The sequence below is a fragment of the Bacillus sp. HY001 genome (assembly GCF_007558965.1).
Classification (GTDB): Bacteria; Bacillota; Bacilli; order Bacillales; family Bacillaceae_G; genus Bacillus_A; species Bacillus_A mobilis.
The window spans coordinates 43931-57540 of record NZ_VLTE01000057.1 but is presented as its reverse complement, the minus strand read 5'-3'; the positions used below and the strand labels follow the sequence as shown (position 1 = coordinate 57540).

Below are 13610 nucleotides of genomic sequence, written 5' to 3'. Positions count from 1 at the left end.
TCTGCCGAATAAATAAGTTAGAGAAAATTACGGACAAAAATAGCCCGAACCATGCAGGGCATGATTCGGGCTTATATTCAGATTAGTAAGCTAAGCTGAATAGGCCTTTAATGTGTGATAAGTAACGAACGTTACTTGCTTCTTTCATTAATGATGCTGGTAAGCCTTTAAGTGGAGTATTGCTTGCTCCAATTGTAGCAACAGCATCTTTACGTCCTAGACTAGCAAGTGTTCCAGAGTTTACAGGTGCGAACTCTTCGAATGCTTTGCCTTCTAGTGCTGCGTATAAGTTGTATCCAATTAACTCACCCATTTGCCAAGCGATTTGTGCAGTTGGTGGGTATGGACGTCCGTCTGGAGCGAAGACAACAGCGCTGTCTCCAGCAACGAATACGTCTTTGTGAGAAGTAGATTGTAGGTATGCATCAACTGTTGCACGACCACGGTTTACTTCAAGACCTGATTCACCGATTAATGGGTTACCTTGTACGCCACCTGTCCAAACGAATGTGTTAGCAACAAGTTTTTGACCGTCTTTTAAGTCGATTTCATTGCCAGCAACGTTTGTTACAGGAAGACCTGTTAAGAATGTAACACCGCGTGCTTCTAGGCTAGTAGTTGCACGTTCGATTAAGTGGTCTGGTAATACTGGAAGGATTTTTGGACCTGCTTCAACAAGAAGAAGTTTAACTTCTTTTGGATTTACGCCGTGGCTTTTCGCAAGTTTAGGCATAATGTCAGCAAGCTCACCAACTAGCTCAACGCCAGTTAATCCGCCACCACCGATTACGATTGTAGCATCAGCTTCGTTTTTCGTTTTCGCGTATTCACGAATACGGTCTTCAACGTGTTTGTAGATTTTGTTTGCATCAGCAGCAGATTTTAATACCATGCTGTTTTCTTCTAGTCCTGGAATACCGAAGTAAGCAGTTTTACTTCCTAAAGCAACTACAAGTGCATCGTAAGATAAAGTAGTGCCGCCAGCTAGTTTGATTTCTTTGCTATCAACTGAGAATGACTCAACTGTTGCGATTTTAAGATCGATATCTTTACCTTTGAAAAGTTTTGTAAGTGGCATTGCAATTGCTTGCTCAGCAACGTTACCAGCTGCAAGGCGGTGTAGTTCAGTGATGATTTGGTGTGTTGGGTATTGGTTAATCACTGTAACTTGTGCTTCTGATTTGCTGTAATATTTACGTACGTTTAAAGCGGCAAGAAGACCGCCATAACCAGCGCCTAAGATGACAATTTGTTTTGACATAGTATGATATCCCCCGTCTTTACTAATTGTTGTTATAAGTTAAATTATTTATTGTTACGTTCTGCACTAATTTGAAGGTATGCGTTCACAAAGCGGAACATTTTTTGTGCTTGTGGGTCTTTTAGTAATTTTAATAGACCGAACAGGCCGATAACTTCGTTGCTTTCGTCAGCACGATCTTTCGCTTCGATAGCAGTTGCAGCCATGCCTTTCACTGTATCTTTTACAGGTTCTACAAGCTCTGTGATTGCACTAACAGTGTCGCTTTTTAATACTTCATCAGTAGCAACAGTTTGAGCGAAGTCATAAGACTTAGTTAAAATGTTAACAAGCTCAGTTAATTTGGGAAGCTGTTCTACTAGTGTAGTTAATGATTCTTGTACCTCAGGTTTTAACAACTGATCAAGTACATCAAGTTGTCCTTGGCTAGCAGAAATTTGTACAGTTTCTTGTTCTGGCTTTGTTTGAGTCATAGTTTCTGGCATCTCCAATTCTCCTTTACGATAGCAATACTCTTATTTTTGATAGGTAAGATAGTAAACGCTTGCGAAACTTTATACAAAGTTTCACAAAGCACAATAAAATGCCTTTAAATTTATGCCAGCAAGTAAGCTGAAATCATAAATCCAAAACCATAATGTCCTACCTATTATTTATGAACTGTCCGATACTTGGCTTGTCCGCATAATGGAAAGTTCCTTTATCGGAAAGTGTATATAATATATATCCTATATTATATACTATATACACCTATGTTAACATAAAAATGATTCCTAATTATTTGATATTAAGTGTATAACGTAGTACTGACAAGGTGTGAAAGCGCATAAATTATTTTGTTAAGCTTAGAAATGTACGTATATATAAAGAGAAAAAGGAAAAAATGGACAAATTTATGTTCATTTTTTCCTTTTTTTATTGTTCATCTTCTGTTATTAGCATCGATGTATTACCGCTTTTTTCAAGATGGCATTCGCCCCAAGTACAAAGAGAATCAAGAATGGATTCTAAAGACCAACCGTAGTCTGTAAGAGAATATTCTACTTTCGGTGGTACTTGATTGTATACCTTTCTTTGAATAACGCCGTCTTCTTCTAATTCACGTAATTGCTGCGTTAACATTTTCTGTGTAATACCAGGCATGAGACGTTTTAATTCACTCGTTCTCTTTGTACCTTTCGTTAAGTGGCAAAGAATAACGACTTTCCATTTTCCACCGATAACCTCTAAAGTCGCTTCAACGGGAATATTATATTTCTTCATATGAAAATCTCCTTTGATGAATGTAAATTTCAGTTCTCCAACAAAAGAAGCTAAATAATTTAAATGTTACTAAAAAGTACCTATAGCACTTTAAAGTACGTACTTTTTATCATGTTGAATATGTTCCATAATAGCATACGTAAGAGGGGAATGAGTAGTACGGTACTAAAAAGTGCCTATGTTACTTTTAGGTACCTATCGTACTTTTAAGTGCGTTCTTCAAAAAAAGAGTGAAGCCATTCATAATAGCATATATGAGCAGTAAATTTATTTTTGTAGAAGAAAAAAGGCCTTTTTTCATACTATTATGATTGGATTTCTCGCATTAAGGAGGAGTTCAATTGAATTCATATACAGTATCTTCTTCGGCAGTACAGACGAATCGGAGAAGTATGTTTGCTTTATTAGCACTAGCCATTAGTGCGTTTGGAATTGGTACAACCGAATTTATTAGTGTCGGTTTATTACCATCTATTTCAGAGGATTTACATGTTTCTGTTACAACAGCGGGTTTAACCGTTTCTTTATATGCATTAGGAGTAGCGTTTGGTGCCCCAGTATTAACGTCATTAACAGCTAGTATGTCGCGAAAGACGTTATTAATGTGGATTATGATTATTTTCATTATTGGTAATGGAATTGCGGCGGTGGCAACAAGTTTTACTGTGTTACTTATCGCGAGGGTTGTATCTGCGTTTGCGCACGGCGTTTTTATGTCGATAGGATCCACAATTGCGGCTGCGCTTGTACCAGAGAATAAACGTGCGAGTGCAATTGCATTTATGTTTACTGGTTTAACCGTTGCGACCATTACAGGTGTACCAATTGGAACGTTTATCGGTCAACAATTTGGCTGGAGAGCATCGTTTATTGTAATTGTGGCAATTGGAATCGTTGCCTTAATAGCCAATAGTATGCTAATTCCTTCTAACTTAAAAAAAGGTACGCCTGTATCATTTCGCGATCAGTTTAAGCTAATTACGAATGGAAGACTACTACTCGTATTTATTATTACTGCATTAGGATACGGGGGAACATTCGTAACATTTACGTATTTATCTCCGCTATTACAAGAAGTAACAGGATTTAAAGCAAGTACCGTTACAATTATTTTGTTAGTGTACGGAATCGCAATTGCGATTGGGAATATGGTCGGCGGAAAATTATCAAATCATAATCCAATTCGAGCGCTATTTTACATGTTCTTCATTCAAGCAGTTGTATTATTTGTTTTAACATTTACAGCGCCGTTTAAAGTCGCTGGATTCATCACAATTATTTTCATGGGACTATTCGCATTTATGAATGTTCCAGGGTTACAAGTGTATGTCGTTATATTGGCTGAGAGATTTGTACCTAGCGCTGTTGATGTAGCATCCGCGATTAACATTGCAGCATTTAACGCAGGAATCGCTCTTGGTGCTTACTTAGGCGGCATTGTAACGAACTCGTTAGGGTTAATTCATACAGCTTGGGTAGGCGGCATGATGGTAGTAGGTGCTGTTATGTTAACGGCGTGGAGTATGACATTAGAAAAAAGAGATCAAGTGAATTAAGGGAGAGAAAATATAATGAATTTACAAAGTACAACAACATTGCATAACGGTGTAGAAATGCCTTGGTTCGGTTTAGGTGTATTTAAAGTAGAAGACGGACCGGAGCTTGTAGAGGCTGTGAAATCAGCGATTAAAGCAGGATATCGCAGTATCGATACAGCTGCGATTTATGGAAATGAGAAAGCAGTAGGAGAAGGAATTCGTGCTGGTATAAAAGAAGCAGGGATTTCTCGAGAAGATTTATTCATTACTTCAAAAGTGTGGAATTCGGATCAAGGATATGAAACGACACTTGCTGCATATGAAGAAAGCTTAAAAAAATTAGAACTAGATTATTTAGATTTATATCTTGTTCATTGGCCTGTAGAAGGGAAATACAAAGAGTCGTGGAGAGCATTAGAAACACTTTATAAAGAAGAACGCGTACGTGCAATTGGCGTAAGTAACTTCCAAATTCATCATCTGAAAGACGTACTAGCAGGTGCAGAAATGAAACCGATGATTAACCAAGTGGAATATCACCCTCGCTTAACACAAAAAGAATTACAAGCTTTCTGTAAAGAGCAAGGTATTCAAATGGAAGCATGGTCACCACTTATGCAAGGTCAATTGTTAGATAACGAAACATTGCAAGAAATTGCTGATAAGTATGGGAAAACGACAGCTCAAATCATTTTACGCTGGGATCTTCAAAATGAAGTTGTCACAATTCCGAAGTCAACGAAGGAACACCGCATCGTTGCGAATGCCGATATATTTAATTTCGAATTAACGAAAGAAGATATGGAGAAAATCGATGCGTTAAATGAAAATCATCGCGTTGGTCCAGACCCTGATAACTTTGATTTCTAAACTTATAGTAGAGAGAAGGAGTGCAAACAATTTGCACTCTTTTTTTGTTTTGCTTATGCATAAAAAAATTTTCTAACTAAATAATAAACAGGAGAAAATTTGTTATTTCATAAGGGGTTGTAAACATGAATATAAAACGATCGTTCAAGCTAATGGCCGCTTTTTTGAGTGTTTTATTTGTATTTGCGAACTTATTATTTCCACTTCAAAAAGCATTCGCCGAAGTTATGGATCATACAAAGTATGAAATGGATTGGAGTTATAGCAAATCAAAGAAGAAACCAATTCGAACAGAGCTTATAAAAACAGCAGATGGTAAAATTGCCTTTTGCTTAAATGTAGATTTGAAATCTCCGAGTGGTCAAGATTTACCAGAAATGGGGAAAGTGGATATTAATGTGTACCGTGTACTATTGAATGGATATCCACAAAAAAGTCCACAAGAATTAGGTGTTTCTGATTGGAGAGAAGCACATTATGCAACGCAGCTTGCAGTATGGAATGCGTTAAAACAAATCGATATTAATGATTTAGATTTCCGAAATAAAAATGTAGAAAAGGTAACGAAAGATATCGTTGCAAAAGCAAATGCGAGTGAAGAATTACAAGAAATTACGATGAGCGTCGTGCCATCAGAAGAACAACAAGCAGTGTTAAAAAATGATTTCTTTGAAACAGGTTTATATACAGTAGAAACAAACGCGAAAAGCGGAACGTATAAAGTGCAAGCAACAGGTGCACCAGCGGGCGCGAAGTTTGTAAATGAAAAAGGCGAAGCGAAAACGGAATTTAATGTGGGTGAAAAGTTCCGCATCTTAATTCCAAAACAAACACCAGCTGGTGGGTTTAGCTTTAAAGTATTAGGGAATTTAACGAAGCTACAAGGTATTGCTCATAAGGGTACACCAACAATTCAAAATGCAGTCGTATTACTTGAACGAAGTGAGGAAAAAACAAGTCCTGAGTTATCGGTAAGTTGGAAAAAAACACATAGTCATGATAATAAACCATATACTCCAAACGAACCACATAAACCGAATCAAAAGAGATAATGAAAAAGCATTGGCCGTGTGCCAATGCTTTTTCTGTGAACGATAAAATTATATTAAGAAAATTAAATGTGGGATAAAAGTACTGTTTATACAGTATAAACTTTATTTAGAAATAATATAAATATAGTAAAATCTTAACGTTACAATTAATAGATTGTATTCACAAAATTGTAACATTATTCTAATTGAAAAGGCTATCAAACAAAGTAGAAAGCGTGTAAAATTCAGTTGGAAAAACTACCTATAGATGGTCATATATGAAGAAAATGTAAGTTCCTATCGTTATTCATAACTTTAGATGTATAGATGACAATACTGAAAATATATCTTTTACTATTCTCTTTTTTATGTAGAGAGAACTCATCACAAGTAGAGGGAAGTGAGGAGGATACGTTACATAAAAATTTTTATAATGTAAGAAAGCGAATACATGGAGAGGAATGCGGTAGTAATTGATACAGGTGCGCGAGGTGTTAGTCTATTCATTACATGTTTTTATAAAAATAATAGGATGTCTTATTAAATGAATATATATAGGGTAGTTTCTCTAAATAAAGGAACAGGGGACACAGATTATGTCGAAGAAAAAGAGTAGTAGGGTATTAGTAGCTGGAATATGCATATCAACATTATTATCGCCAGTAGCTTTCGAAGCATCGAAAGGATATGCGGCACCTTTGGAAGAGAATAAAGGTGGGAAATTAGAAGAGGTTAAAGAGAATGAATTTGAGCAGAGAGTGTTTCAGTTACCGGGTAAAGGTAGCGTGGATGAAGAAAATAAACGTTTAAGAGTTAGTTGGAAACTTTCTGCGAATGAACCAACTGGAATTTATGCAGAGCCAAATGAAGAGATTACAATTGAAATAAAAGGAACACAGTCCATTCAAGCTTTCATAGGAACGAGATCTTATGATGAAAAGGACCCAGAAGAGTTTGATTTAAAACCAGGGAAAAATGTTATTTCATCTCCAAGAGGCGGTATTTTATATTTTTATAATATGAATAACGAAGGAGAAGTAACAGCTTCAGTTACGAATGGTGGTAGTCACTTCCCATTATTTATTTTAGGGAAGCATACGAAAAAAGATTGGGATGAAATGTTAAAAAAATATAAGGATCCTTATGCAGTGGAATTAAAAGGTGAGAGAAGTTTAATTACTGCTAGTCCGAGCTCTATACAAAAGTTTATGAAGAACACAAACCCGATAGAGTTAATGAAATTACACGATAAGATTATTCGAATAGAAAATGCAGTAGCAGGATTATCTGAGGACGGTGTTGGGGTTGCGAAATCTCCAATTCATTATGCTCAGTTTATTGAGAAAAGGAAGCCTGCTGAAGGTGACTTTATGTTTGCGAAAAATTATCATACAGGATATATCCCAAGCGCAATGAATAGAGTTTTAGATATAGAAGTGCTTGAAAAGGATGGCTGGGGACCGTGGCATGAAGTTGGACATTTACATCAGCAAGAACCTTGGAAGTGGTCTAAAGTAAGGGAAGTTACAGTAAATATTTACTCATTAGCTGTTCAAAAGGCGTTAGGGAATCAATTAGAAATGGATGAGCACTATAAAAACTCATTTGAGTATTTAGAGAAACCTAAAGCAGAAAGATTTATTGATGACATTAATCCTCTTACAATGTTTTGGCAATTAAATGTAGTGTATGGAGAACATTTTTATCCTAGGTTACATCAAGCTTATCGTTTGTTACCTCAGAGTGAAATGCCTGCGTCTGATGAAGAGAAAAAGCAGCTATTTATTTATATGACATCACAAGTGGCAGGGCAAAATTTAATTCCTTTCTTTGAGGAATGGGGATTAACGCCAAATGATGATATTAGAGAGAAAATAGAAAAATTAAAATTACCTAAATTAGAAAAGGAAATTTGGAAAGCTACAGATAGTAATGAGATTCGCGAGAAGCAAGTTGAACCGTATAAAGTTCCGTATGGTGAACCTGCTAATGAGGTACAAAACCTTTTAGTTGGTACGGATTTGGATGAGAATGAAGCGAGTAAACTTGTCCGAAACTTAGGGGAGAATGTAAAAGTAACAGGTAAGATTATATGGTCTAAATTAGATGATGGGAAACAGGAAGTATTAGTAGAAATTGAGGATGAGAAGGGAAATAAAAATTCAATCCCTGTCCAAGTCAATGGGATTTATGGTGATAGTATAATTTTTCAAGGACTTTCAAATGATGTAATGTCGACAGTGATGCTTCGACACAATGAAAAAAAATTAAATGTAAACTTTACTAATAATAAAATACATTACCGTTTCGAGAAAGAAAAATATATGGGCTTAGCGATATATGATCGAAATGGAATTGAAAAGAAACGTGTATCAGCAGAAGGGCAAGAAACTGGAAAAAGATTTGCGATGGAACTAAATGAATTTGATTTTGAATATGGTGATGTAGTAAAAGTATTTCATGCAGAACCGGACCGTTTGAAGTGGTACCAAAATAATACACTTGTAGATCAAGGGAAGGCTAAAAATAAAAAAGAGAAATTATTCCAAATCACTCCGCAAGGGTTCGAATTAAAAGATAGCTTACAAGAAGTAGTAGCGAAACCCCAACAAGTAGTAGTAGGAACAGATATTGAGAAGTTAGATGCAAAGGACTTTGTTGACGTGAAAGATGGAGAAGTAGTTGGATTTGTAGAAAAACCAAATACAACAAAAATCGGTGAACAACAAGTGAAAGTAGAAACGAAAGATATGTTTGGAAATAAGCAAGTGACGGAAGTGCCTCTAACAGTAAAATATGGAGATAGCCTATTAGTATATGGATTAGGTTATAGAGATGGTGACTTGAAATCAATTGTAACTTTGCATCATGATACGAAAAAACTGAGTGCGACAGATACAAAGAACCTAATTCATGATTACTTTAAAGATGAAAAGTATTTTGAATTCACATTGTACGATAAAGAAGGATCAGTGAAGAAAAATATAGCGGTAAAAGGTTTAGAGAATACGCAAGAATTTGCTAAGGAAGTAAATGGGCTTGCATTTGAGTATGGAGATGTAGTGAAAGTGTATCATGCGGAATCTTCTCGTTTACATTGGTATCAAAAGGATGCATATGTGGGTGAAGGAAAAAGTAAAGAGATAAAGGAATTAGTTTTCAAAATCACTGAAAATGGATTTGAAAGGTTAGACAGCGAGCAAGAAGTAACGGCGAAACCGCAACAAGTAGTAGTCGGAACAGATATTGAGAAGTTAGATGCAAAGAACTTTGTTGACGTGAAAGATGGAGAAGTAGTTGGCTTTGTAGAGAAACCAAATACAACAAAAATCGGTGAACAAAAGGTAAAAGTAGAAACGAAAGATCGATTTGGAAATAAGCAAGTGACAGAAGTGTCGTTAGAAGTAATTTACGGTGATAGCATTATGTTCTTCGGTACATGGCATGGTGGAACAAATATTAAATCGATTGTGACATTAAACCATGAAGACAAGAAATTTAGTACAACAAATTCAGAAGGTCCAATGCATACGTCATTTGCAGATGAGAAATATATGGAAATGACTGTATATGATAAAGATGGAAAAGAGAAGAAAGCAGTATCTGTAAAAGCGTCTGAAAATACAAAAGCATTTGCAGAGCAATTCAATGGAATGACTTTTGAATATGGTGATGTAGTAAAAGTATATCAAAAAGAGTTTGATAGATTTAAAGTGTATAAAAAGAATGAATTTGTGAATACAGAGTATGGCGTTCATGAGGTAGTCTTTAAAGTTACGGAGCACGGTTTCGAAAGAATGGCGACTCAACAAGAAATAACAGCGAAACCGCAACAAGTAGTAGTAGGAACAGATATTGAGAAGTTAGATGCAAAGGACTTTGTTGACGTGAAAGATGGAGAAGTAGTTGGATTTGTAGAAAAACCAAATACAACAAAAATCGGTGAACAACAAGTGCAAGTAGAAACGAAAGATATGTTTGGAAATAGGCAAGTGACGGAAGTATCTCTAACAGTAACATATGGAGATAGCCTATTAGTATATGGATTAGGTTATAGAGATGGTGACTTGAAATCAATTGTAACTCTGCATCATGATACGAAAAAACTGAGTGCGACAGATACAAAGAATCTAATTCATGATTACTTTAAAGATGAGAAGTATTTTGAATTCACCCTGTACAATAAAGAAGGAAAGGTGAAGAAAAATATAGCGGTAAAAGGTTTAGAGAATACGCAAGAATTTGCTAAGGAAGTAAATGGACTTGCATTTGAGTATGGAGATGTAGTGAAAGTATATCATGCAGAATCTTCTCGTTTACATTGGTATCAAAAAGATGTATATGTGGGCGAAGGGAAAAGTAAGGATATAAAAGAATTAGTCTTCAAAATCACTGAAAATGGATTTGAAAGGTTAGACGGTGAGCAAACAGTAAAAGCAAATCCGCAGCAAGTAGCAATCGGAACAAACAGCGAAACGCTGGACGCGAGGAAATTTGTTGAAGTAACGGGCGGAGAAGTAGTAGGTTTTGTAGGGAAACCAGATACAACAAAAATCGGTGAACAAACGGTGAAAGTAGAAACGAAAGATCGATTTGGAAATAAGCAAGTGACAGAAGTAGCGTTAGAAGTAACGTATGGCGATAGTCTTGTATACCAAGGGCTGGGTGATGATATTCGTTCTGTTGTAACGTTCAATCATGAAGATAAGCAACTACATGTAACGTATACAAATGAACAAATTCATAGCTACTTTAAAAATGAATTATATATGGGAATTACACTATATGATCAAAATGGAAACGTGAAAAAGCAAGTAACGGCAGAAGGACAAGAAACTTCAAAGAATTTTGCTGAGCAAGTAAACGGAACTTCATTCCAGTATGGGGATGTAGTGAAAGTATACCATGCTGAATCAAATCGTTTGAATTGGTATAAAAAGAGTGAGTTAGTTGGAAAAGGAGATAAGAAAAAGTTTAAAGAAATTTCCTTTAAGATTACTCCAAATGGTTTAGAGCAAGTACAATAATAAAAAAGCTCGTAAAACATTATGTTTTACGAGCTTTTTCTATTATTCAGCTTCAGAAACTACTGTGAAGCGTTCGTTTACGTGTTTTGGATTTTCGATTTCATCAAGTGCCGCAACTGCGAAGTCTTCGTAACTTACGTAGCTATCACCTTTTGAGTTAACAAGAAGGTTGTCTTTTCCAGCTGTATAAGAGCCTGTGCGTTTTCCTAATGCGAATAGTGCAGAAGGGCTGATGAATGTCCAAGTAATATCGTTAGTTTGCTTTAAGATTTCTAAGTTTTTCCCTTGGTTTTGAGCTGTTGCAAGGTATTCATTTGGGAAACCTGGTGTATCGAATACACGTGTTGTTTTTTCTTTGTCTACAAATAAGCTTCCAGCTCCGCCAACTACAAGTAATTTTGTGGTTGGTGCACCTTTCATCGCTTCAATTAGTACGTTTCCTGCATCTACGTGAAGGTGCTCTTCGCCTGCTGGAGCGCCGAAAGCATTTACAACTACGTCAAATGCTTGTAGGTCATTAGATGTAAGAGAGAATACATCTTTCTCTAAAACTTTTACGTTTTCTTCTGTAATTTTTGCACCGTTTCTTACGATTGCAGTTACTTCATGTCCGCGATCTACAGCTTCTTTTAAAATACGACTTCCTGCTTTACCAGTTGCTCCGATGATTCCGATTTTCATAATAAATCCCTCCAAATTGTTTTGTTAAAGTGTATATCTGAAAGTAAATGAATGTATTGTAATTAGGTTTGTTACAACCTGATGTAATCATTATAGTTACAGGCTGGTATTTTTGTCAATGGTGTTGTTTGTAGATTTATTTTTTGTTTTAGTATGTACAGTTAGAGGGAGTGGAGTCATAAAAAAATTGTTACTTTATAAACCTCTAACATTTGGAAATCGAAAATTGTCGAAAAATGTTGATTTTTAAATATTTTTTAAATATAATTCGTTTTATGGAGAAAAGGAGGGGGTTAATTGTATGAATATGTTAGAGCAATTTGTTACATCAACGAATACAATTCTTTGGTCATATATTCTTATTGCAATGTTAATTGGTTTAGGTCTTTATTTTTCTATTAAATTGAAATTCGTACAAATCACTCATTTAGGGGAAATGGTTCGATTAATGAGTGATGGATTAACTGGAAAGACGCGTAAAAAAGGTAGTGTATCTTCTTTCCAAGCATTTTGTATGAGTTCAGCAGCTCGTATTGGAATCGGGAACTTAGCTGGGGTAGCGTTAGCTATTTCTATGGGAGGACCTGGAGCGGTATTTTGGATGTGGGTAATTGCGATTATTGGGGCGTCTTCAAGTTTTGTAGAAAGTACGCTTGCGCAAATTTATAAAATAAAAGATGGCAGTGGCTTCCGTGGTGGACCTGCTTATTATATGGAAAAAGGTTTAAATAAACGTTGGATGGGGATTTGGTTCTCTATTCTAATTACAATTAGTTACGGATTAATTTTCAACTCAGTACAAGCAAATACAGTTACATTAGCATTTAAAAATGCTTTCGGTATTGAGCGTTACGTTGTTGGGATTGTATTAGCGGTATTAGTCGCGGTTATTATTTTTGGTGGCGTGAAAAGTATCGCGCGTATGTCTGAAATGATCGTTCCGCCAATGGCGCTTATTTATATTGCAGTAGCAATTTTCGTTGTTATTAAAAATTATTATTTAATACCGGATATGTTTACAGAAATCTTTAAAGGTGCATTTGGTTTAGATTCAGCTGTAGGTGGCGGTATCGGTGCTGCGATGAAGTTTGGTATTCAGCGCGGATTATTTGCGAATGAAGCAGGTATGGGTAGTGCGCCGAATGCGGCAGCAACAGCGGATGTAACACATCCAGCGAAACAAGGATTTATTCAAACAATTGGAGTACTAGTAGATACATTTTTAGTATGTACATCAACAGCATTTATCGTACTATGCTCTGGTGCATATAAAGCGACAAATTTAGAAGGGATTGAATTAACGCAAAATGCATTAAGTTCACAAATTGGTCCGTGGGCAAGTAGCTTCCTAGCGATTATTATTTTCTTATTTGCATTTAGTTCACTTCTAGGAAACTACTATTATGGTGAAACGAATATTGAATTCATTAAACAAAGTAAAACTTGGTTAACAATTTACCGTATTGCGGTGGTTGCAATGGTATTATTCGGTTCTGTTGCTACACTTCAAGTTGTATGGAATATGGCAGATTTATTTATGGGTCTAATGGTAATCACAAACTTAATTGCGATTACACTTCTTGGGCGATTTGCATACGCTGCATTGGCGGACTATGTAAGGCAAAAGAAACAAGGAAAAGATCCGGTGTTCAGTGCAGATTCTATTCCAGGTTTAACGAATACAGAGTGTTGGGATAAACCGGCTGTAACGAATAAAGAAAAAGCAGTGTGATGAAAAGATGAGTATCGAGCTGAAGTCGATACTCATCTTTTTTTGTTGTAACTCGGTGGTTTGTTTGTCTTGCTATTTTCAGTATGGAAATAATCAGTTGAATAGGTAGGGATGCTTGTGCTAGTTGTGATGTTTTAGTAGAGAAAAAACAACTGTGTTATATGTGGTAACATTTTCATGTTAGAAAACCTCACATCTTTTTGTCGA

General features: G+C 35.9%; 9 protein-coding genes. 5 read left to right on the top strand and 4 right to left on the bottom strand.

Going from position 1 to position 13610, the window contains the following annotated elements:
- Positions 1-82: 82 nt before the first annotated feature.
- From FOT98_RS23355 to FOT98_RS23345, 3 genes are all read right to left on the bottom strand, one after another.
- Entirely contained in the window at positions 83-1261 is a 1179-nt protein-coding gene (locus tag FOT98_RS23355; RefSeq protein WP_000043194.1) for an NAD(P)/FAD-dependent oxidoreductase, read from the bottom strand.
- A 44-nt stretch (positions 1262-1305) separates the two neighbouring features.
- Positions 1306-1746 carry a DUF1641 domain-containing protein gene (locus FOT98_RS23350; RefSeq protein WP_001115312.1) on the bottom strand — a complete coding sequence of 147 codons (441 nt, stop codon included), beginning with the start codon at positions 1744-1746 and terminating at the stop codon, positions 1306-1308.
- Positions 1747-2176: 430 nt separating this feature from the next.
- Positions 2177-2524 carry a winged helix-turn-helix transcriptional regulator gene (locus FOT98_RS23345; protein ID WP_061679266.1) on the bottom strand — a complete coding sequence of 116 codons (348 nt, stop codon included), beginning with the start codon at positions 2522-2524 and terminating at the stop codon, positions 2177-2179.
- A gap of 392 nt (positions 2525-2916) precedes the next feature.
- Between FOT98_RS23345 and FOT98_RS23340 the strand changes: the two genes are divergently transcribed.
- The 4 genes from FOT98_RS23340 to FOT98_RS23325 all read left to right on the top strand — a co-directional run bounded on the left by FOT98_RS23340 (position 2917) and on the right by FOT98_RS23325 (position 10990).
- On the top strand, positions 2917-4080 hold the full coding sequence (locus FOT98_RS23340) for an MFS transporter (RefSeq protein ID WP_186292135.1): 1164 nt from the start codon (positions 2917-2919) through the stop codon (positions 4078-4080).
- Positions 4081-4095: 15 nt separating this feature from the next.
- Complete coding sequence (locus FOT98_RS23335; protein WP_161940853.1) at positions 4096-4932, top strand: aldo/keto reductase; 837 nt, start codon at positions 4096-4098, stop codon at positions 4930-4932.
- Positions 4933-5057: 125 nt separating this feature from the next.
- Entirely contained in the window at positions 5058-5984 is a 927-nt protein-coding gene (locus tag FOT98_RS23330; RefSeq protein WP_063263153.1) for a thioester domain-containing protein, read from the top strand.
- A 575-nt stretch (positions 5985-6559) separates the two neighbouring features.
- Entirely contained in the window at positions 6560-10990 is a 4431-nt protein-coding gene (locus tag FOT98_RS23325; protein WP_144291157.1) for a putative mucin/carbohydrate-binding domain-containing protein, read from the top strand.
- A gap of 42 nt (positions 10991-11032) precedes the next feature.
- On the opposite strand, the gene FOT98_RS23320 is transcribed toward FOT98_RS23325, so the two are convergent.
- Entirely contained in the window at positions 11033-11671 is a 639-nt protein-coding gene (locus FOT98_RS23320) for an NAD(P)-dependent oxidoreductase (protein ID WP_063261724.1), read from the bottom strand.
- Between the two features lie 301 nt (positions 11672-11972).
- Here FOT98_RS23320 and FOT98_RS23315 point away from each other — a divergent pair, with 301 nt between their 5' ends.
- Positions 11973-13403, top strand: coding sequence for an alanine/glycine:cation symporter family protein (locus FOT98_RS23315; RefSeq protein WP_063261725.1), 1431 nt, complete (start codon positions 11973-11975; stop codon positions 13401-13403).
- Positions 13404-13610 lie beyond the last annotated feature (207 nt).

Coding starts and splice junctions, on each gene's coding strand:
- FOT98_RS23340 (WP_186292135.1), top strand. CDS start 2,917: ATGTTTGCTTTATTAGCACTAGCCATTAGTGCGTTTGGAATTGGTACA.
- FOT98_RS23315 (WP_063261725.1), top strand. CDS start 11,973: ATGAATATGTTAGAGCAATTTGTTACATCAACGAATACAATTCTTTGG.
- FOT98_RS23320 (WP_063261724.1), bottom strand. CDS start 11,671: ATGAAAATCGGAATCATCGGAGCAACTGGTAAAGCAGGAAGTCGTATT.
- FOT98_RS23345 (WP_061679266.1), bottom strand. CDS start 2,524: ATGAAGAAATATAATATTCCCGTTGAAGCGACTTTAGAGGTTATCGGT.
- FOT98_RS23330 (WP_063263153.1), top strand. CDS start 5,058: ATGAATATAAAACGATCGTTCAAGCTAATGGCCGCTTTTTTGAGTGTT.
- FOT98_RS23335 (WP_161940853.1), top strand. CDS start 4,096: ATGAATTTACAAAGTACAACAACATTGCATAACGGTGTAGAAATGCCT.
- FOT98_RS23325 (WP_144291157.1), top strand. CDS start 6,560: ATGTCGAAGAAAAAGAGTAGTAGGGTATTAGTAGCTGGAATATGCATA.
- FOT98_RS23350 (WP_001115312.1), bottom strand. CDS start 1,746: ATGCCAGAAACTATGACTCAAACAAAGCCAGAACAAGAAACTGTACAA.
- FOT98_RS23355 (WP_000043194.1), bottom strand. CDS start 1,261: ATGTCAAAACAAATTGTCATCTTAGGCGCTGGTTATGGCGGTCTTCTT.